Source organism: Pantoea sp. V106_11, from assembly GCF_029967885.1.
Taxonomy (GTDB): Bacteria; Pseudomonadota; Gammaproteobacteria; order Enterobacterales; family Enterobacteriaceae; genus Pantoea; species Pantoea ananatis.
Window position 1 is genome coordinate 392,427 of record NZ_JASCAK010000037.1, and the last position, 20,734, is coordinate 413,160.

Sequence of the window (20,734 nt, forward strand, 5' to 3'; positions counted from 1 at the left end):
CTCCTCACCTTCCTTTTTGGCAGGTGAGGAGAGAACAGTTAAGTGGTCAGCAGCCTTGCCGTGGGATAATCCACAATCAGCACATTCACATAGCCACCCCGCAGCGCCCCGCGAATCGCCTGTGCTTTCTCTTTGCCGCCTGCCAGCGCTACCACCTGCGCGCACTGTCGCACCTGTTCCAGTTCCATGCCAATGACCGGATCTTCATCGGCGTTCAGCACGGGTTGACCCTGTTCATCAAAATAGTGCAGGCAAATATCCCCCACCGCGCCGCGTCCGGCCAGGGTGCGTAACATGGTTGCGTCGTAGTAGTTACCCGAATTGCGCAGCAGCGCAGAAGGTTCAAGATCGCCAATGCCGACAATGGCTAAGTCCACCTCATTAAACTTATTCAGCACTTCGGCGACGTCAGGATTGGCGGCCAGCCGCTGGCGATCCGTGACCGAATGTTCAATGGATTGAGAGGGCAGCAGCCAGGCGGGGCAATTCAACAGCGCGGCAAGATTTTGCGTCAGTATCGTAGCCTGGACGTTTCCGTTGGCCCCCACGCCGCCCAGCAGCTGAATCACCCCTTTACAGGCGTTATTGAGAGGATGCAGGGCATCCACCATTGCACGAATGGTGCCGCTCCAGGAGGAGATGCCAATAAGTTCGTCCGCGCGCAGTCGGGTTTCCAGATAGTGCGCCGCCGCCGAGCCAATCGCCTGTTTGATCTCGCCAGCGGACGCCTGTTCTGGCACATCCACCACAATGGCCTGCGGCAGCTGATAGCGTTGCTCAAGCGCTTTTTCCAGTTCCGGAAAGACATTAGCAGGCGGCACCACGCTGATTTTTACCACGCCTTCTTTCACACTGCGGTTCAGAATGCGCGATACGAACGACTGAGACAGCTTGAGTAGCTGTGCAATATCGGACTGCTTCCTGCCTTCGACATAGTAAAGTGTGGCAATTTTTACCATGAGCCGCTGTTCATCCTGCTTCGCCATTGGTTTTTTTCCTCTCGTGTTCTGCCTGCCATTGTTAACCACCCACGTAAAAATCACAATCCACGGCAATTTGTGATCATTTTCGCTTTTTATCACTTCCTGTCTGGACGGCGTCACCCGCAAGGCGCATAGTGGTTTTGAATATAAAATCATTATTGAATATATATTCATAAAGGAAAAGGACTTTGGTCTGGCAGCGCATGTAAGTGTGAGACTTTCACGCATTGCCTGTCAGCACGGGGCAATAACACCCAGCCTGAATATATATTCAGTGTGGACTTAAAATTCAATAGGTGAGCTATGAATCCTTTTATGCTTTCTGTAAATGAGCTTGAAAAACGAGCGCGGTCAGTGCGCCGCCGCATTATTCAGCTTAACGCGGGCAGCCCGGCGGGAGGGCACACCGGCGCGGACCTGTCGCAGGTTGAAATCCTGACTGCGCTCTATTTCCGCATCCTCAACTGTGCGCCCGACCGGACGGCAGATGACGAGCGTGATATCTATATCCAGTCAAAAGGTCATGCCGTGGGAGGATATTACTGTGTGCTGGCGGAAGCCGGGTATTTCCCGCTGGAGTGGCTGGCGACCTATCAGCATGCTCACTCCGCTTTACCGGGGCATCCGGTGCGGCAAAAGACGCCGGGCGTAGAACTGAACACGGGCGCGCTGGGGCACGGATTGCCCGTGGCGGTGGGCATTGCGCTGGCGGCGAAGAAGAGCAACAGTCGGCGGCGTATTTTTGTCGTGACCGGCGACGGCGAGCTGGCAGAAGGCAGTAATTGGGAAGCGGCGCTGGTGGCAGCCCATTACGGGCTGGATAACCTGATTGTGATTAACGACAAAAACAAACTCCAACTGGCGGGATCGACGCGTGACATTATGAACACCGATCCGCTAGAGGAGAAATGGCGTGCCTTTGGTCTGGCGGTGAGTGAATGCCAGGGCAATGACATGGCATCGGTGGTCAGCGCACTCGAACAGCCGCCGGTAAGCGGCAAACCGCGGGTAATTATCGCCCACACGGAAAAAGGGTTTGGTATCTCCTTTATCCAGGGCAAAGCGGAATGGCACCACCGGGTGCCCAAGGGTGAAGAAATCGACCGGGCACTGGAGGAGTTAAAAGATGAGTAAGGCACAACATCTGGCAGAGGTCATGGTAGAAGCATTGATGGCGGCGGTTGATCGCGGTATCGATGTGGTTCCGGTGGTGGCTGACTCCACCTCAACCGCTAAAATCGCGCCGTTTATTAAGGCGTTTCCCGGCCGGTTAATTAACGTGGGCATCGCCGAGCAGGCGTTGGTGGGTACGGCTGCCGGGCTGGCGCTGGGCGGAAAAGTGGCTGTAACCTGTAACGCCGCACCCTTTCTGATCTCCCGTGCTAACGAGCAGGTGAAAATCGACGTCTGTTATAACAATACTAACGTTAAGCTGTTTGGGCTGAATGCAGGAGCCAGCTACGGCCCGCTCGCCAGCACGCACCACAGCATTGACGACATCGCCATCCTGCGTGGATTTGGCAATATTGAAATCTACGCGCCTTCCTGTCCCCTTGAGTGCCGCCAAATCATCGACTATGCCCTTGATCATGTGGGGCCGGTTTATATTCGGCTGGATGGCAAAGCGTTGCCGCAGTTGCATGACGACGAATACCGCTTTACACCTGGAGCGATCGATCTGCTGCGCGAAGGCCATGACATTGCGCTTGTTGCCATGGGCTCAACGGTACATGAGGCCGTTACCGCCTCAGAGCAGCTGGAAACGCAGGGGGTTTCCGCTGCGGTAATCGCCGTGCCTTCTCTTCGTCCCTGTAACACTCAGCAATTGCATAATCTGCTGAGTCACTACCGTAGCGTCATCACGGTTGAAGAGCACAACATCAATGGTGGCGTAGGCAGCCTGGTGGCGGAGGTCCTGGCCGAGAACGGCTTGCCGGTTAAGCTGTTGCGTCTGGGCATTGCGGATGGCGAGTACGCCATCGCCGGCGATCGCGCCTCCACCCGGGCCTGTCATGGCATTGACGCCAGCAGCGTGGCGGCCCAGGCGCTGCGCCTTTGCACAGGAGGCTGACGATGCACGAGTCTGTGATTCTGGCTATTGATGAAGGCACCACCAACGCCAAAGCGGTCGCCGTAAATCGTCAGGGAAAAGTGGTGGCGCGGGCCAGTCAGGGCCTGACGCTGCAGCATCCGCAACCCGGTCTGGCCGAGCAGGCCCCCATGGCCATCTGGCTGGCCGTCAGGCAGGCGATAGCCGACTGTCTTGCCCAGTGCGCCGACGCACCGGTCGCGGCGGTTGCGATCAGCAATCAGCGTGAATCGGTTTTGATATGGCAGCGCCGGGACGGCATGCCGCTCACCCCGCTGGTGAGCTGGCAGGACCGCCGTTCGGAATCGTTTTGCCGCGATCTTCATCTGTCTGGACAGGCCGGGAAGATTACGGCGCTAACCGGGCTGGCGGTCGATCCTATGTTTCCTGCCGCCAAGCTGACCGGCATGCTCGCGTCACTGCCTGACGGCGTTGCCAGAGCGGCGGCGGGGGAGTTATGTATTGGTACAGTGGACAGCTGGCTGACCTGGCAACTGTCGGCGGGAGAGTGCTTCGTCACCGACCATGCCAATGCGGCACGCACGCAGCTTTACAGTCTGCACACCAACGACTGGGATGATGAGCTGCTGTCCCTGTTCAGCCTGCCGCGCGCCGCGCTGCCGCAGATTACCGCCTCAGCGGGTTGTGCGGGCGTGGTTGCCTTAACCGATATTGCCGGTCTGGCACCTGGCACCCCGATCCTGGCACGCATTGGCGATTCCCATGCGGCGCTTTATGCCCAGCGCCGTGACGAGGCGGAAGTGGTTAAGGCAACCTATGGCACGGGCTCCTCGCTGATGATGTCGATGGCAACGCCGATCCTGACCGACAATGGCCTCAGCACCACCGTGGCGTGGCACGACGGTCAACCGCGCTTTGCGTTTGAAGGCAATATTACCCACACCGGTTCAGGTGCGGCCTGGCTGGGAAAAATGCTCGGCGTCACCGATCCCCGGCAGCTGACGGCAATGGCCGAAAGCTGCGATGACAATCAGGGCTGCTATTTTGTCCCGGCCCTGTCCGGACTGGGCGCGCCCTGGTGGGATTTAAAAGCCCGCGGCATGCTGTGCGGCCTGACCGATGCGGCCACCCCGGCGGTGCTGGCGCGGGTCGCGCTGGAGTCGATTACCTGGCAAATTGCTGACGTCTTTTTCGCTATGGAACAGGCAAGCGGCGACACATTACCTGCGCTGTGCGTTGACGGCAGTGCGACACAAAATCGCTGGCTGATGCAGTTTCAGGCGGACGTCCTGCAGCGCCCGCTGCATTGCGCGCCTACCGCTGAAGCCTCCGCGCTGGGGGCGGCACTGCTGGCAGGTAAACAGCTGGGATGGTGGCAGCAGGGGAGTGATATGCAGGCTCTTCAGGGCGGCAACGTCGTGATGCCGCGCAGGCAGCTGGCGCAGAAAATGCAGGACAGCTATCAGGGCTGGCTGAACGCCGTTGCCCGCTGTCGCTATCAGCCCGCATAAGGGCTGCAAGAGGATCGGGCAGCGTGCCGCGATCCTCCGTTCGTCCCGGCGCTTAACGATTCGCGCGGCGTAGCTGGGCCGCGTCGTCATCGGGAACCGGCTTAAGATCGACCGGCGGCAAACTGCCCCCGCTGAATTCGACCTGACGGATCGGGAAGGCAAAGCGTATATTGCGTTCTTCCAGTGCCGCCATCAGCTGCAGGTTAATCTCCTGTTGAATATCCATGTACTGGTTGTAGTCGGCACTCAACACAAAATAGACCACTTCAAACGTCAGCTTCGAATCATCGAACGCCAGAAAATGGGCGCGGTCAAAGCGGGTCATCTCGATGCCCTGAATGATGGTTTTCACCTGTTCACTTATCTCGCGTACCTGCTCAGAAGGTGTGGCATAGCTGATACCAAACCTAAACACGATACGGCGCTGCTGCATACGTTTGTAGTTGTGAATCGTTTGCTGCAGCAGAATGGTGTTGGAACAGACGATCTGTTCACCACTCAGGCTGCGCAGGCGCGTGGTTTTCAGGCCGATATGTTCGATGGTCCCCGCGATGTCGCCAAAGACAATAAAATCACCGTGTTCGAAAGGCTTATCAAAGCCAATCGCCAGTGAGGCAAACACATCACTCAGCACCGTCTGAATGGCGAGGGCGATGGCAATACCGCCCACGCCCAGGCTGGCAACCAGCGCCGTAATGTCGATGCCCATGTTCGATAAAATGGCCAGCAGCATCATGACCCAAACCAGCACGCGCAGTAAAATGCCCATAATCACCGTGGTGACAGGATTGCGAACATGCTGCGGATCGCGCAGCAGGCTCTTTAACCACAGGCGGATGCCGCCATCGATCCACAGCGTAATCTGCACAATCAGGGTCAGGAACCAGCTGTGCGAGATCGTCGCGCGCCAGGCGTCAGGGAGATCGATAAAGCGCAGGGCGATAAGAAAGGAAAAAATCAGCAGCAGAAGCTGGCTGGTGCTGCGCAAGATCTCGACCAGAATACCGGTAAACCGGGCGTAGCGAACTTCGCTGTAGTGGGCAATGCGGTTAGAGGCAAAACGAATCAGGCTGCGCAGCAGCCAGTAAATGACAAGGGTAGCAATGATAACAATAGCGCTGTTGATCCAGAGTGTTTGATTGAAAAAAATGGACTGAAAATGACGTGAACTGAGCCAGTTTTCCATTGGGGAGATTCTCCTTGCTGGTTCCGGTTAAACGTGAAAGCAAGGGAAAGCATAGCCTGGATGCGCCGCCGGTGCGCGGCGCAGGATAAAGGGCGGATTACTGGAAGCGTTGTGCTTTGTCGCGCGCCTGGCGCTCTAAGGCAAAAATAATCTGCTGCAGCTGCCGCTCCTGATGGGGCTCAAGTGCGGTAAAACGGAAGCTCAGGCGAGGCGTCACTTTCGTCTCATTTTTATTGGTGATAATGCTGCGTTCGCCAATGTGCATAAGCTTAGCGCTGACGTTGAACTGGCCAAATTCCCCCAGTTCGACCTGCAGGCTGTTGAAATCGTCCCCGCTTTTCAGCCCTTCCGGCATCGCTTCTTCCACCAGAACACCAATGCCGCCCAGGGAGAGATCCTGTAAGCGCAGGCGCGCGGCCGTGCCGTCAGGCCACTGGCAATGGCACCAGAACTGCGGCTCCATAGGGGCGCTGATGCGGAAAAATTCCCGACGCTGGATTTGCCACAGTACGTCCGGCAGGGCGGCCTGAAAAGCAGGTAACCCCTCAAAGTCGGTTTTTTCCAGTGCCCCAAGGGCAAATTCGATTTTGGCACCGTGGGTTTCGGCGAAGACCGTGATTTCATTGCAGTGCAGCGCGTAGTCGTTATCGAGGTTATTGCTTCCCAGATCAAACACAATGCGCGTTTCATCGGCAGCCAGCATACGGCTAATAAACTGCCCGCGCGAAAAATTCACCAGCAAAGGTGTTTGTAACTGAAGCAGGTCCTTCATCACGCCAAGCACGGCCAGCGTGCCACGTTTCAGATACTGTTCTTTATCGGTTTCTTTCACTTGCTGGCTCCAGATGAGCAACGTTTTTTCACGTAATTATCCTGTTACTACCCGTTCGTTATCGGCGCACAATAATAAAGCTTTAACACAATAACCACTATCATTAACTGCTTGCGCTACATTTTTGGAAAAACGCGACTATACTTGGCGCAGTGAACCGCTTGATTAATCAGGCGATCGCCATTGACTAACCAAAAGGAAGGAGTAACGGATGGGTATTATTTCATGGATCATCTTTGGTTTAATCGCCGGTATCCTGGCGAAATGGATCATGCCAGGTAAAGATGGTGGTGGTTTCATCATTACCGTGATTCTGGGTATTATCGGTGCCGTAGTCGGTGGTTGGATCAGTACCTTCTTCGGCTTTGGCCGTGTGGACGGGTTCAACTTTGGTAGCTTCGTTGTCGCGGTCATCGGTGCGCTTGTCGTGCTGTTTATCTACCGCAAAGTACGCAGTTAACGCAGAACATGATGTAAAAAAAGGGCCCGCAGGTGACTGCGGGCCCTTTTTATATCGGCAATGACCTTGCCGTTATTGTGTGCTGCTCTGCGCCTCGGGAATATCGTGCGCGCTGTTACAGGTTTTCTCTTTCGGGCAATATTTATCCAGCAGCTTCAGCGTCACGCCGTTGGTCCAGCCGAAGCCATCCTGCAGCGGGTATTCACCGCCGCCGCCGCCGCCCAGGTTCGCACCTTCCACCACATATTTTTCGACCAGCTTATGCTCCTTGTCGTAGGTCAGCTGTACGTTACGCAGGAAACGTAAGCCCACCTGCTGCGCCAGTTGAGGTTTCTTGTAGTGCTCCAGGCCTTCTACCGCGACCCACTGCAGCGGTGCCCAGCCGTTAGGCGCGTCCCACTGTTGACCATTGTTAACCGTCGTGGTCACCAGGCCGCCCGGTTTGAGCAGCTGTTTTTCCACCGCGCTGGCGGTGCTGTCAGCCTGTTTGTCGCTGGCAATCTGCATATAGAGCGGAAACAGCGTGGCAGCGGTGAGCTGCGGATGGATCTGGCGTTTCTTCCAGTCATAGTCCGCGTACCAGCCCTGCTTGCTGTCCCACAGGTAACGGTTAACCGCCGCCTGACGTTTTTTTGCCCGGTCTGCAAAGGCCTTTGCCCGATCGTCCTGTTTGTTCAGGCGATAGGTGGTAGACAGGGTTTTTTCCAGGTGGAACATCAGGCTGTTCAGATCCACCGGGGCCAGTTGGGTGGTACGGATGGTGGCCAGGTTATGAGCGTCGGTGAACCAGCGCGAACTGAAGTCCCAGCCCGAGGCGGCTCCGGCACGCAGCTCGCGGTACATCTCGGCCTTGTTGCGCTGCGGCGCTTTACTGGCCGTCGTAATATCATCCATCCAGGATTCCGTCCGCGGCACGTCGCGCGCATCCCAGTAGCGATTCAGCAACGTACCGTCGGCCAGCTTGATCACCCGTTTGCTGGCACTGCCCGCTGCGACGCTGTCGCTGTCTGCCATCCAGTAGTCGTATTCTTTTTGCAGCTGCGGCAGATAGCGGGTATAGGCTTTGTCGCCTTCATGGGTTGCCAGCAGATCGACCATCAGGCTAAAGAACGGCGGCTGTGACCGGCTCAGGTAGTAGGTGCGGTTACCGTTAGGAATGTGGCCGTAGCGATCCAGCAGAGAAGCAAAGTTATCAACCATGTCCTGGACTTTGTCCCAATGGCCGCTCTCTGCCAGCCCCAACATGGTGAAATAGCTGTCCCAGTAATAAACCTCACGGAAACGTCCGCCCGGCACGACATAAGGCTTAGGCAGCGGCAGCAGCGAGTCGTATTTTCCCACACTGTTGGTGGTGCGGGTTAACACCGGCCACAGGCCGTTAATATGGTCGCGCAGGTTCTGGCCTGCAGGCGGCACATATTTATCGCCGTCGCCAGGCAGGGTAAAATTCGCTGCAACAAACCGTTTTAAATCAAAGCCGCGCTGATTTTTTTGCATCTGCCAGTCGGCAAGAATTGACGAAGGATCGTACTTTGGTACTGCATCGGCAAACGTTTTTTGATCGGGGTAAAATTTCGCCTGTTGAACGGCATTAAACAATGGCCCTAAGCGGACATCCGGCGGCTGCGGTGGATTGTTCAGTAATCGGGATTCCTCTGCCGCCCAGCTGTTGAATACGCTCGCGCTCAGCAACAGGCTGAGCAGGATGGGCGCATGGCGTTGAGGCCGTTTTTTCGTTTTTACCTCAGTGTTCATCATCGGTGTTTCTCCTTGTCCGAAATGCGGCCCTGTGTAACGCATTGACCACCCAACAACTTTAGACCTTAACCACAATTTTCACCCTTAAGTGCGGCGGAAATGTGAAGCGGCATGAATTATTTATTTGCGGTATGTTAGAAAAAAGGCATTTTTCAGGGCTTCGCTTGCCCTTGTGCACGTTTACCCGAGGCGGGAATAAAAGGAGAGCAGTATGGAGATTGTATGGTTTCATCCGTCGCAGAGCGCCACGGACTGGATACATGGCCTGCAGCAGCGTTTACCCCAGGCCCGCGTGCGCGCGTGGGCACCGGGCGACAACGCGCCCGCAGACTATGCGCTGGTGCGTTCGCCACCGCCTGACATGCTTCGTGGCCGCCACGCGTTAAAAGGCGTATTTGCACTGGGCGCAGGCGTGGATGAAATCCTGCGGCAGCTGGCGCAGCACCCGGATATGCTCACGGACAACGTTCCGCTCTATCGCCTGAAAGACACAGGCATGGCGCAGCAGATGCAGGAATATGCGCTGTGCCGCGTCCTGGGCTGGTTCCGACGCTTCGATGACTATCTCCAGCAGCAGCAGTCGGCCCAGTGGCAGCCGCTGCCTTCTTACCCGCGCGAAACTTTCCACATCGGCATTTTAGGTGCAGGCGTACTCGGGCAGCAGGTCGCCGAAACGCTTAAGGCGCGGGGATTTCCGGTGCGCGTCTGGAGCCGTTCTCCGAAGCAGATTCCCGGCGTAACCAGCTTCGCTGGCGCGGCGGCGCTGAATGACTTCCTGCGCGAAACCCGGGTGCTGATTAACCTGCTGCCCAGCACGCCCGAAACGCGCAATCTGATTGATCATAAACTGTTGCAGCAGTTGCCGCAGGAGGCTTTTTTCCTTAACCTCGCCCGTGGCGATCAGGTCGTGGAAGCGGATTTACTCGCTGCCCTTGATCGCGGACAGTTGAAGGGGGCCGCGCTGGATGTGTTTCAGACTGAACCGCTGCCTGCCGATCATCCCTTATGGTTCCATCCGCGCGTAACAATTACCCCTCACAATGCGGCGGTCACCCTGAAAGAAGAGGCGATGGACTTTATTGCCCACGCTATCGGGCAGCTCGAAAGGGGTGAACATCCTCAGGGCCTCGTCGATCGTCAGCGCGGCTATTAATCACTGATGCCTTAACCGGCCTTTGCAGGAGCAGACAATGTATCCGGTAGATCTTCACATGCACACGGTTGCCAGTACCCACGCTTACAGCACGCTGCACGACTATGTGGCGCAGGCAAAACTGAACGGCCTCAAGCTGTTTGCTATCACCGATCACGGTCCGGACATGGCCGATGCACCGCATTACTGGCACTTCGTTAATATGCGCATCTGGCCACGGATCATTGATGGCGTGGCGATTCTGCGCGGTATCGAGGCCAATATTAAAAACCAGCAGGGCGAAATCGACTGCTCAGGGCCGATGCTGGAATCGCTGGATCTCATTGTGGCGGGCTTTCACGAAGCGGTTTATGCGCCGCGCGATCTGACACAGAATACCGAGGCGATGATTGCCGCCATGGCGGGCGGGCTGGTTCACATCATTAGCCATCCCGGCAACCCAAAATATCCCGTCGATATTCCCGCTATCACTGAAGCCGCCGCGCACTACGACGTGGCGCTGGAGCTGAATAACTCCTCCTTCACCCATTCCCGACCCGGCAGTGAACCCAACTGCCGGGCGATTGCGGAAGCAGTCGGCAAAGCGGGCGGGCGGCTGGCCTTCGGCTCCGATTCTCACACCGCTTTCACCCTTGGCAACTTCGAGCACTGCCTGCGGATTGCCAGAGAAGTGGATTTTCCCGAGGATCGCGTGTTAAATGTCACGCCGCGTCGCCTGCTCGATTTTCTGGAACTGCGTACCGGCAAACCTATCGCCGAGCTGGCTGACTTTTAATTTATCTCCTTCAAGGAATGTTGACGCATGAATGAGTTTTCCATTCTGTGCCGTATTATTGGCTCGCTGTTTAACCGCCATCCGCAGGATGCGCTGCTGGCCCCGCTGTTTACGCTGATTCGTGAAGGTAAACTGGCGGCACAGTGGCCGCTGGAGCAGGATGAGCTGTTAACGCGCCTGCAGCAAAACAGCGATCCGCAGGCGCTGGCGGCAGACTACGATGCGCTGTTTGTCGGCAGTGACTGCAAGGTATCGCCGTTTGCGTCACGCTGGCCGGAAGGAAAGCCGGAAGCTGATATTCGTGCCTTTTTGACCGCGCGCGGTATGCCGCTGGGCGAGGCGCCTGCCGACCATTTCGGTGGGCTGCTGCTGGCGGCATCCTGGCTGGAAGATCAGTCTGCGGCCGATGAAAGCGCCGCGCAGCTGGCGCTGTTTGACGTGTACCTGATGCCGTGGTGCGGCACGTTTCTCGGCAAAGTTGAAGCCCATGCCAACACGGCGTTTTATCGTACGCTGGCGGTGCTGAGTCGTGAGGCGATTCAGGCCATGTATGATGAGCTGGTGGAAAGCGCCAGCGAGCAGGGCGACGACGCCTGAATCACCAGTGCGCCGGATGCGTGCCGGGCGGGTTGCCGGGCGTGGCGCACTGTAATGTGGTGCCGGGCAGCCAGGCGGCGGATCGTAACCGGACGCCAATGCCCCACGGCGTAAGCTCAATGCAGGGCTGGTTGTCGCAGAGCCGTGGCGTAATGCCGCTCTGCTGTTCATTCAACCCATAACGGTGTTGCTCAAGCAGCCAGGCGGTACGCGCCAGCGACAGCCGCGTCTGATTGCCGCAGCCGTGCTGCAGGCGCTGACGCAATCCTGCCAGAACCGCGGCGGCCATCAGGTAGCCAGTGGCATGATCCAGCGCCTGTACCGGAAGCGGTACCGGCGCATCATGCTGCTTCCATCGCATTCCCTGTTCGGCAATCCCGCAACTCATCTGCACCAGACTGTCGAAACCGCGCCGGTTGCGCCACGGTCCCTGCCAGCCCCAGGCATTTAAACTGACGTCGACCAGACCGGGACTCAGGGCCTGCAGCGATGCCGCATCAAATCCCAGCTTTTCCAGTGCGTCGGCGCGGTAGCCGTGCACCATCACGTCGGCCTGTTTCAGTAACCAGATAAACTGGGCGCGGTCGGCTGGCTGTGTTAAATCCAGCACGGCACGGCGTTTGCCGCAGGCAAGCTCTTCATCCACACCGGGTTCCTGCCAGCCGGGCGGATCGATCCGTAAAACGTTTGCCCCCAGGCTGGCCAGAAAGCGCGTCGCCACCGGGCCTGCAATGATACGGGTCAGATCCAAAACCTTGATGCCAAGTAACGGACGCGCCGCGGGCAACGCCCACGTGACTGCGGGGCCGTCGGCCAGGGTTTGTCGCGCGAAGAGCGGTTCATGTATGACGGCCATCCCCTGTGGATGCTGCTGCCATGCCTCGGCACTGCGCATCTCTGCCGCGCAGCCGCCTGCCTCAATCACCGCCTGTTCCAGCTCCGTGGCTTGCCACTGCGCCACTTCCCGTGCCAGTGCCGCGCGATCCGGGTGACGGCCAAGCACGCGTTCCATTGCCAGCCGATGGTGCGGAGCATTGGTGTGCAGGCGGATCCAGCCGTTGCGGCAGGCATAATCGCCGGCAAAGGGATCCCACAGCGCGGGCGCAGCGCGATTAAGCGGCATAAAACTGTGCTGAAACCAGCGTGAGGCCAGTCGGACGTTAACCTGCGGACGGGCAGGACGATTAAGCAGATCGGCCACGCCCCGCATCGCCAGACCCAGGCTGGTGGCCGCCAGTTCACTGACGGCATAGGCGGAGGAAAAGGTGGCGTGATCGGTAAAAACAGGCAGCATTTGTGGCGCATGATTGCCGTGCAATCCCTGCCAAATCTGCTGCCAAAGTGCGTTAGCCAGATGATTCATGCAACAGGCTCCTGATAAGGGCGATGCCTGAAGCATAGCATGTGCCCTTAACGGCGTCGCAGGCGAGGAAAGCGTGCGTGCATGCGCAGATTGCGCAGGTTAATCACCGCAATCGTCGTGCCCAGAATGACCAGCGAAGCGCCAATAATTTTGAAACTGTTCAGGCTGTCGCCCAGCACCACGATTCCCATTAAGACCGCCAGCACCGGCGTCAGCAGCGAGTAGGGCATGATCAGGTTGACGTTGTATTTCTTCAGTAGGGCATACCATAAGGTGTACGCCACCACGGAAGAGGCAATGGCACTGTAAAGAATGGCAAACCAGCCGCGCCAGCCAGCATGTTGCAGCGCATAGAGCTGATGAGACTCCAGCATCAAGCTGGCGGCCCCCACAATCGGCAGGGCCAGAAAGGCGATCCAGCCGGTCAGCGTCAGGGGTTTAATCGGCGGCGATTTTTTCACAATCAGGTTGCTGATCGCCCAGCCCGTGGCGCTGCACAGCAGGATGCACAGCACCCACCAGGCAGGAATGGTGGGGCTACCAGACAGCACCACTACACCACTTAGCGAGATCATAATGCCGATCAGCTGAATCAACCGCAGCTTCTCTTTCAGCACCACCATCGCCAGCAGCATGGCAATCGGCGTACCCAACTGCACGACAATCGCGCCCGTTCCGGCATCGGTAAAACGCATACCGACGAACAGGAGAGAGAAGTGCATAAACCCAAATGTGAAGGCCAGCAGTAGCAACCAGGGAAACTGCTGGCGGTTAATGCGGCAAAACGGCACCAGCACAATCGCCACGACCGCAAAACGCATCCACGTAAGAAACAAAGGCGGTAACTCAACTAAACCCCATTTTACCGCCACGTTATTAAAGGCCCAGATAGAAACCACCATCAGAACCATAAAGAAATGCCGCACTGCCACAATGTTGTCCTTTAAAAATAAACCCGATACCTGATAATCATGGCACGAACCCACGACGTTCTGGCAATGATTAACATTTTTTATTTAGTTAAGCAGGAAATAAAGCTCAAAAAATTCATAAGACATTTACAACAGTTACTGTCAGACTGATATTCCGAAACGCCAACCCTTTTGAGGATTCGATTCGGTATGATTTCTGCGCCTGCATTGCCCCTTGCCTTGATTCAGTTAGATGTTCCCCCCGCCAACGTGGTCGAGAAAATCGGTGAACAACCGGTATGGTTTATTGATGCCCTGAATTTACAGCCTGATGATTACGTTATTGTCCGTCCCCATCTGGGCGAAACGCTGCCGCAGTTTACTGATATTTCCGGTGCGGTGTTAAGTGGTTCCTGGGCAATGGTGACCGATCATGCTGACTGGAGTGAACGCACGGCGGCCTGGATTCGGGCAGCGATGGAGGCGCGTCTGCCGCTGCTTGGCGTCTGCTACGGCCACCAGCTGATGGCTTATGCACTGGGGGGGAAAGTAGGCGACAACCCTAATGGCTGGGAACGCGGTCTGATGACGTTAACCACCACTTCCCAGGCCCGCCACGATCCGCTGCTGGCCACGTTGCCGGAAACCTTCGAGGCCTGGCTTTCGCATCGCCAGTCGGTGATGACGCCGCCCGCGCACGCCACCGTGCTGGCCGTTTCGGACATGGACGGCTGCCAGGTCTTGCGCTATTCAGCCTGCGCGCTGTCGGTGCAGTTTCACCCGGAGTTTGATCGCCGCATTATGGATGCATGCCTGCCAGAAAATGAGGAAAATGATGGGACGGAACTGCAGGGGGCGGACTGGGCGCGTAGCCTCTTATACCATTTCTGGTTGCAAACGCGCCCTGCGGTTAAAAGCGCTCAGGGCGCATAGTGGCGGGTACAACGATAAACCCAGGCCGGCGGAACGTTTTTTAACACCCGCTGGCGCTCCCAGGTAAAGTAACGAGACAGATCGGGCTGGGTGAGCGACGTGTACTGAAACTGCACAAAAACGCCGTTCGGCCCCAGGGCATGGTACACCGCCTGCAGGATGGCATCCCGCAGTTCCGGCGACAGCGACAGCAGCGGCAGGCCAGAGAAAATGGCATCGTAGCTGCCGTTCAGGTACTCGGCCGAACAGGTCCGCACCGTCATTCGCTCGTCATTCAGCGCGCTTAACTTTTGCGCCAGCGCGCTGCTGATTTCAAATACGTCCAGCGTCGCGTTCGGTGCCATCTGCGCCAGCAGACGACGCGTCAGAACGCCATCGCCCGCGCCCAGTTCGGCAACCCGCAACTGACCGCTCCACGCCACCGAGTCAACCATGGTGCGACACAGCGCATCAGAGGAAGGAGTAATGCTGCCCATTTTGCGCGGATTACGGATGAACTGGTGGACGAAATCTGCTTTAGCGCGCATTAAGGTGAAAGCCGAAGCTAACATGCTGACATACCTCCAGAGTAAACATATCCCCATATTGACCCCATCGTGCCTAAAAGTTTCCAGATAACTGGCGAAGCGGCAAAAAGTCGGAATTATCTGTAGTGGGCCCAACGGGGATTTTCCTTCGTCGCGGTCACAGTTTAAGGACAACAAACCTGTCAGGCTGGCGCTGATCTAATATGTTAAAAATAGGTTTCATAGTTGTTTCACATCTTACTGCGTAAGGAGATTCAACATGCGCTATGCTGCTCCAGGAGAATCCGGTTCTCTCATCACGCTGCAAAAGCACTATGGCAATTTCATCAATGGGGAGTTCGTTGCGCCGGTCAATGGCCACTACTTCACCAATACCTCGCCCGTTAATGGTTCAGATGCCGGGGCGTTTCCCCGCTCAGACAAGGCAGACGTCGATAACGCGGTCGCTGCCGCTGCCGCCGCGGCGGATGCCTGGGGAAAAACCTCGCCTCAGCAGCGCGCCCTGGTGCTGCTTAAAATCGCCGATCGGCTGGAAGAGAAGCTGGAATACCTGGCGGTAAATGAAACCTGGGACAACGGTAAACCGGTTCGTGAAACGCTGGCCGCCGATATGCCGCTGGCGGTGGATCACTTCCGCTATTTTGCCGGTTGTGTCAGGGCGCAGGAGGGCAGCGCGGCGGAGATCGACGAATTTACTGCCGCCTATCACTTTCATGAACCCCTGGGCGTGGTGGCGCAGATCATCCCGTGGAACTTTCCGCTGCTGATGGCGGCATGGAAGCTGGCGCCGGCCCTGGGGGCAGGGAACTGCGTGGTGCTCAAGCCCGCGGAGCAAACACCGCTGTCGATTACCCTGTTTGTTGACCTGATTAAAGATCTGCTGCCGCCCGGCGTGGTCAACGTGGTCCACGGTTATGGTAAAGAAGCGGGTGAGGCGCTGGCCTCCCATCCGGGCATTGCCAAAGTGGCATTTACGGGATCGACGGCGACGGGCGGCCATATCCTGGAACTGGCGGCGAAAAGCTTGATTCCGTCTACGGTCGAACTGGGCGGGAAATCGCCGAACATCTTTTTCGAAGATATCATGCAGGCCGAAGAAAGCTTTATTGAAAAAGCGGCGGAAGGGGTTGTGCTTGGCTTCCTGAATCAGGGTGAAGTCTGTACCTGTCCGTCGCGGGCGCTGGTGCAGGAGTCCATTTACGAGCCCTTTATGGCGGCAGTGCTTAAACGCATTAAAACCATCAAGCGCGGCGATCCCATGGATACGGAAACGATGGTGGGCGCGCAGGCTTCTCAGCAGCAGTTCGATAAAATTCTTTCCTATCTGGAGATCGCCCGTCAGGAAGGGGCCGAGGTGCTGATCGGCGGCGGTGTTGAGACGCTTGATGACACGCTGGCCAGCGGCTACTACATTCAGCCGACGCTGCTGAAAGGCAACAACAGCATGCGGGTATTCCAGGAAGAGATCTTTGGCCCGGTGGTGGGCATCACCACCTTCAAGGATGAGGCAGAGGCTATCGCCATTGCCAACGACTCCATCTACGGCCTGGGCGCGGGCGTCTGGACACGGGATATCAACCGGGCCTACCGCGTCGGGCGGGCAATCAAAGCCGGACGTGTCTGGACGAACTGCTATCACCTTTACCCCGCTCACGCGGCCTTCGGTGGCTATAAAAAATCAGGTATCGGTCGCGAGACGCACAAGATGATGCTTGATCACTATCAGCAGACGAAAAATCTGCTGGTAAGCTACAGCATCCAGCCGCTTGGCTTCTTCTGACCCTGTGCGGCGTGCCTTGTGCGCGCCGCTATTTTCCGTCTGTTGGCTGTCATATAGGCGTAATCTGCTTGTGACAGGTTAGTTAACAGCTATTATCGATCTATCGCAGCGAACATGCCGAACCTGAGTTGACTGTATGACCTGCTTCACTATGGATAACGGAACAGAGACAAGTTATGCAAAATCCTTATGAATATCTGAGTCTGATGGATGATGTGCTTGATGGACCGGAAGAGAGCATCATCATTGTTAATTTGCCCGAACGCCACCGGGCTTACCCGTTTTGTCCGCTGCAGGCTGAAGGTGCCGCCGCCTCAGCCCGCGCGCCTCAGGCCGAAGCCAGTCCGGGTCAGCATAGGTTCTTCTAGCGGCATTACCCTGTCGTCTGGCCTGCTCAGTGTTTGCCGGCCGGGCGCACAGTGCGCATTAAGGCCTTTCCCTTCACAACCCCTGCCGTTTCACTCGCTCCGCGCCATGCCCCGAACGCTGCTGGCTGCGATGGAATGATCCTCATCAGAGCGGTTTGTTTCTGACTTGCAACAGACAACGCCTTAGCCTGAACCTGTAACGTAGTATGATCGGCATTGATATTGCCGTTACGCGTGAAAATGATCCTTTCGTGCCAGTTATGAGATTGAACCGATAAGAAAAGTTAACGCTTCCTCAATCACCGCTAAAAAGGTAGCACGGGTTGATAATTCCCGTACCCAATCGGCCATGCTGATGTCATCAAAATTTACATATCCCATAAATAAAATTTAACTTAGCCCGCTATAAATTTCTTATGACAGCGCATGTCGTCGAATTTATCAGCAAGGAACGAGGTATTTTATTAATGAGTAAATTAACCCGAAGAAGCTTTATGGCCTTTGCGGCAGGCGGCACGGTCGCCCTGGCGGCCGGGCAGGTTCACGCACATGACAGCATTCAGTCCTTTTCCGGCGCTGGCAGAGATCCCGGCCCGCACGATCCCATCCGCGAAGCGGAAAATCCTGACATCGTAAATCCTCCGCCTACCGACAGCGGCACTTTGCCAAACCTGCGCTTTTCCTTCAGCGACGCGCACGTGCGTAAAAGCAGCGGCGGATGGACCCGTCAGGTCACCCAACGTGAGCTCGGCGTCTCCACCACCATTGCGGGCGTGGATATGCGTCTCAATGCCGGTGGCATTCGCGAGCTGCACTGGCACAAAGAGGGCGAATGGGCCTATATGACCTATGGCAATGCCCGCGTCACGGCGTTCGATACTGACGGCACCTGGTTCGTGGACGATATTGGTGCGGGTGATCTATGGTATTTCCCGCCGGGCATTCCGCACTCTATTCAGGGGCTGGGGCCGGACGGCTGCGAGTTTCTGCTGGCCTTTGATGACGGCGGATTCGATGAAGACAGCACCTTTCTGCTGTCCGACTGGTTCAAACACATCCCGCCCGAGATTCTGGCCAAAAATTTCAAGGTGCCGGTCTCAACCTTTGCCAAACTGCCCTCGCCTGAAGATGAATACATCTTCGCCGCGCCGGTGCCCGGCAGCCTCTCATCCGTGGCGGTGAAAGGGGCAACCCAAGCCAAACGCACCTTTACGCACCACATGCTGGCGCAGGAACCGATCAAGGCGCCGGGCGGCACGGTCAGAATCACTGACTCTTCGACCTTTAAGGTTTCAAAGACCATCGCGGCCGCGCTGGTGGAGATCGAACCTGGTGGATTGCGCGAGCTGCACTGGCATCCGAACAACGACGAGTGGCAATACTACCTGGAAGGCGAAGGGCGCATGGGCGTGTTTGCGTCGTCAGGGCAGGCCAGAACCTTTGACTACCGGGCAGGGGACGTCGGCTATGTGCCGTTCGCGATGGGCCACTACGTTGAAAACACCGGTAAGGGGCCGCTGCGTTTCCTGGAGTTATTCAAAAGTGATTATTATGCTGATATTTCCCTGAATCAGTGGCTGGCCGGTACGCCGCGCGATTTGGTGAAAGAACATCTGCAGCTTGATGATGCCTTTATGGATGCGCTGTCGCTGCAGAAAAACCCTGTGGTGAAATAGCGCTCATGGCCGCATGTCGGCCATGATTGTCAGAGCTTGTGGGTCTGTTTTACGGCTGCGTGGACAGCCCACGCTTTTTCCCCAAACCCCAAACCCCAAACCCCAAACCCCAAACCCCAAACCCCAAACCCCAGACTATGACCCGGCGGCTGCCGTGCTGCCCTGATGAAAAATCATCTGCCAGCCATGCGCTGCGGATAAAACCCAGTGGGACGAACGTAATGCGGCACGGCTGCCGTCTGGCTGCGCGGTGCGGTAAAGCAAAATGGCATGCTGGGTTCCGACCTCCATCAGTTGAAAGTCGCTGCTGATAATGGCCTGCGCGTTCTCTTCATTCATTAGCGCCGCGATGATTTGCTCACGGTTCAGCAGCGTGCCTGAAAGGGTGATCTCTTTAAATTCGGGATGCAGTCTCTGGTCAAGCCACGCTAGATCGTGGCGCTTTTCATGATGCAGGCTGCATTCCAGCACCGTCAGGGCCGCCAGCAATGCGAGGTGAAGCGCACGCTCATCCTGACGCGGCGCGGAGTGGTGAATCACCTCAACCTGTGAATCGAGCTGAATCGCAGGATAATGTTCCTGCATTCCGGCCAGCAAGACCGCATCGGGCCATTCATCACCTTTGCCCAGATAGTGCGCGACGGATGACAGCGGCATGGTCACCACCTGCGCTACATCAACGATCACCCAGGTCGCAGGATCCTCGTTACTGACATAGCAAAGTGGTCCCGGCGTAATCTTCTGTTCCTGCCAGCGAATCGTATGGCGTTTTTCCCCCGCCCGCAGCGCTGTCATCAGGCGGGGTACAATGTTGAGCGTTTGCATCACGAAGCTCCGTGCGTTAACGGCGTTGCTCAACCCTGGCAGGATATGCGTCGCCCATCAACCTGCCGGGCAGGGATTAAAGCGCGACAGCCAGCACTGACGCAGTTCCCTGGCCTGCAGGGAAACGGCGGCCGTGTCGCTGGCATGGAAGCCATGAAAGGCACCAGGCCAGACGTGCAGCTCGACGGCAACGCCGGCACGGATCAGCCGTTGTGCATAATCGAGGTTCTCATCCAGAAACAGGTCCAGCGTGCCGACGCCGATCCAGACAGGGGGAAGCCCGGCAAGGTTGCTGGCGCGTGCCGGTGCGGCATAAGGCGAGATCGTTTCGCTGCCGGGTTCCTCGCCCAGCAGGGCGGTCCAGCCAATACGATTGTATTCTCGCGTCCAGACAAACTCGCCGGTCACGGGATTGGGATGTGTTTCCGTCACCGTGCGGTCGTCCAGCATCGGGAACATCAGATTCTGGAAGGCCAGTTTGGGGCCATTGCGATCCCTTGCCAGCAGCGCCAGCGAGGCGGCCAGCCCGGCACCGGCGCTGTCGCCCATTAAGCCGATATGAGCCGGATCGATGCCCAGCCTGTCGGCCTGGCTTACCATCCAGTTCAGCACCGCATAGCCGTCCTGCAGCGATCCGGGAAACACCGTTTCCGGGGCCAGGCGATAGTCCACCGAGACCACCACGCAGTTCTGGCGCAGCGCCGTGGCACTGGTCAGTGAAAGCGACTGCTCCGGGCTGCCGAACAGGTGACCGCCGCCATGAATGTGCAAAATGCCCATGCGCTTTCCGGTGGCGGTTACGGGCGTTATCACACAGACTCTGACGGGGGGACGATCGGGAAAATCAATCTGCTGCTCATGGATGTGAAGCCCAAGGTCGCGATAAGACTGAACCTGCTTAACGGCAGCATCCTGACGCTGTTGGCGCAGTGCCACAATCGTTTCGGGCGTGAGTGCCAGCGGCGCGCTGTTTGCGAGAATGGGAAGTAACTCGGGATCGACTAAATGCAGCGTGTTCAAATCACTCCTCTCCTGAGGCTTAAGTG

General features: G+C 57.1%; 20 protein-coding genes. 11 read left to right on the plus strand and 9 right to left on the minus strand.

The window, feature by feature from the left end; all coding sequences use genetic code 11:
• Positions 1–38 precede the first annotated feature (38 nt).
• On the minus strand, positions 39–986 hold the full coding sequence (locus QLG08_RS20690) for a sugar-binding transcriptional regulator (protein ID WP_014606091.1): 948 nt from the start codon (positions 984–986) through the stop codon (positions 39–41).
• 300 nt (positions 987–1,286) lie between these two features.
• On the opposite strand from QLG08_RS20690, the gene QLG08_RS20695 reads away from it, so the two are divergent.
• From QLG08_RS20695 to QLG08_RS20705, 3 genes are read left to right on the plus strand one after another with little or no spacing between them, the layout of a single operon-like run.
• Complete coding sequence (locus QLG08_RS20695; RefSeq protein ID WP_019105675.1) at positions 1,287–2,117, plus strand: transketolase; 831 nt, start codon at positions 1,287–1,289, stop codon at positions 2,115–2,117.
• Entirely contained in the window at positions 2,110–3,054 is a 945-nt protein-coding gene (locus tag QLG08_RS20700; protein ID WP_019106809.1) for a transketolase C-terminal domain-containing protein, read from the plus strand. The genes QLG08_RS20695 and QLG08_RS20700 overlap by 8 nt, the downstream gene beginning before the upstream one ends.
• A gap of 2 nt (positions 3,055–3,056) precedes the next feature.
• Positions 3,057–4,544, plus strand: a complete 1,488-nt coding sequence (locus tag QLG08_RS20705) for an FGGY family carbohydrate kinase (RefSeq protein ID WP_019105674.1) — start codon at positions 3,057–3,059, stop codon at positions 4,542–4,544.
• Positions 4,545–4,596: 52 nt separating this feature from the next.
• On the opposite strand, the gene QLG08_RS20710 is transcribed toward QLG08_RS20705, so the two are convergent.
• Entirely contained in the window at positions 4,597–5,730 is a 1,134-nt protein-coding gene (locus QLG08_RS20710) for a mechanosensitive ion channel family protein (RefSeq protein WP_019105673.1), read from the minus strand.
• Between the two features lie 97 nt (positions 5,731–5,827).
• Positions 5,828–6,562, minus strand: a complete 735-nt coding sequence (locus tag QLG08_RS20715) for a flagellar brake protein (RefSeq protein ID WP_014606088.1) — start codon at positions 6,560–6,562, stop codon at positions 5,828–5,830.
• Positions 6,563–6,773: 211 nt separating this feature from the next.
• On the opposite strand from QLG08_RS20715, the gene QLG08_RS20720 reads away from it, so the two are divergent.
• A complete protein-coding gene (locus tag QLG08_RS20720) occupies positions 6,774–7,022 on the plus strand; it encodes a GlsB/YeaQ/YmgE family stress response membrane protein (RefSeq protein ID WP_013025436.1) in 249 nt (82 codons plus the stop codon).
• Positions 7,023–7,094: 72 nt separating this feature from the next.
• Here the strand turns inward: QLG08_RS20720 and treA are convergent, their stop codons facing one another.
• Positions 7,095–8,780, minus strand: coding sequence for an alpha,alpha-trehalase TreA (treA, locus tag QLG08_RS20725; RefSeq protein WP_282473148.1), 1,686 nt, complete (start codon positions 8,778–8,780; stop codon positions 7,095–7,097).
• A gap of 211 nt (positions 8,781–8,991) precedes the next feature.
• Here treA and ghrA point away from each other — a divergent pair, with 211 nt between their 5' ends.
• From ghrA to QLG08_RS20740, 3 genes are read left to right on the plus strand one after another with little or no spacing between them, the layout of a single operon-like run.
• Entirely contained in the window at positions 8,992–9,933 is a 942-nt protein-coding gene (gene ghrA, locus QLG08_RS20730) for a glyoxylate/hydroxypyruvate reductase GhrA (protein WP_019105670.1), read from the plus strand.
• Positions 9,934–9,970: 37 nt separating this feature from the next.
• Positions 9,971–10,708: a phosphatase gene (locus QLG08_RS20735; protein WP_014593478.1), complete on the plus strand. Its 738-nt coding sequence runs from the start codon at positions 9,971–9,973 to the stop codon at positions 10,706–10,708.
• A 27-nt stretch (positions 10,709–10,735) separates the two neighbouring features.
• On the plus strand, positions 10,736–11,305 hold the full coding sequence (locus QLG08_RS20740; protein ID WP_013025440.1) for a molecular chaperone: 570 nt from the start codon (positions 10,736–10,738) through the stop codon (positions 11,303–11,305).
• A gap of 1 nt (position 11,306) precedes the next feature.
• Here QLG08_RS20740 and QLG08_RS20745 read toward each other — a convergent pair whose 3' ends face one another.
• Together QLG08_RS20745 and QLG08_RS20750 are read right to left on the minus strand one after the other, a co-directional pair.
• Positions 11,307–12,668, minus strand: a complete 1,362-nt coding sequence (locus QLG08_RS20745; RefSeq protein WP_019105669.1) for a CoA transferase — start codon at positions 12,666–12,668, stop codon at positions 11,307–11,309.
• 47 nt (positions 12,669–12,715) lie between these two features.
• Positions 12,716–13,600: an EamA family transporter gene (locus QLG08_RS20750; RefSeq protein ID WP_014606084.1), complete on the minus strand. Its 885-nt coding sequence runs from the start codon at positions 13,598–13,600 to the stop codon at positions 12,716–12,718.
• Between the two features lie 189 nt (positions 13,601–13,789).
• Between QLG08_RS20750 and QLG08_RS20755 the strand changes: the two genes are divergently transcribed.
• A complete protein-coding gene (locus QLG08_RS20755; protein WP_014593482.1) occupies positions 13,790–14,512 on the plus strand; it encodes a glutamine amidotransferase in 723 nt (240 codons plus the stop codon).
• On the opposite strand, the gene QLG08_RS20760 is transcribed toward QLG08_RS20755, so the two are convergent.
• Positions 14,500–15,063 (minus strand): methyltransferase, encoded by a 564-nt coding sequence (locus QLG08_RS20760; RefSeq protein ID WP_019105667.1) that lies wholly within the window; start codon positions 15,061–15,063, stop codon positions 14,500–14,502. The two genes, QLG08_RS20755 and QLG08_RS20760, sit on opposite strands and share 13 nt — an antisense overlap.
• A gap of 235 nt (positions 15,064–15,298) precedes the next feature.
• Between QLG08_RS20760 and QLG08_RS20765 the strand changes: the two genes are divergently transcribed.
• From QLG08_RS20765 to QLG08_RS20775, 3 genes are all read left to right on the plus strand, one after another.
• Positions 15,299–16,819: an aldehyde dehydrogenase family protein gene (locus QLG08_RS20765; protein WP_014606082.1), complete on the plus strand. Its 1,521-nt coding sequence runs from the start codon at positions 15,299–15,301 to the stop codon at positions 16,817–16,819.
• A 176-nt stretch (positions 16,820–16,995) separates the two neighbouring features.
• The gene (locus QLG08_RS20770; RefSeq protein WP_014606081.1) at positions 16,996–17,187 is read left to right on the plus strand and encodes a hypothetical protein; all 192 of its coding nucleotides are present in this window, start codon (positions 16,996–16,998) and stop codon (positions 17,185–17,187) included.
• Positions 17,188–17,654: 467 nt separating this feature from the next.
• Positions 17,655–18,863 (plus strand): cupin domain-containing protein, encoded by a 1,209-nt coding sequence (locus QLG08_RS20775; protein WP_014606080.1) that lies wholly within the window; start codon positions 17,655–17,657, stop codon positions 18,861–18,863.
• 135 nt (positions 18,864–18,998) lie between these two features.
• Here QLG08_RS20775 and QLG08_RS20780 read toward each other — a convergent pair whose 3' ends face one another.
• Positions 18,999–19,688, minus strand: a complete 690-nt coding sequence (locus QLG08_RS20780) for a DUF4440 domain-containing protein (protein WP_019105059.1) — start codon at positions 19,686–19,688, stop codon at positions 18,999–19,001.
• Between the two features lie 57 nt (positions 19,689–19,745).
• Positions 19,746–20,708, minus strand: coding sequence for an alpha/beta hydrolase (locus QLG08_RS20785; RefSeq protein WP_019105060.1), 963 nt, complete (start codon positions 20,706–20,708; stop codon positions 19,746–19,748).
• Positions 20,709–20,734: the final 26 nt, after the last annotated feature.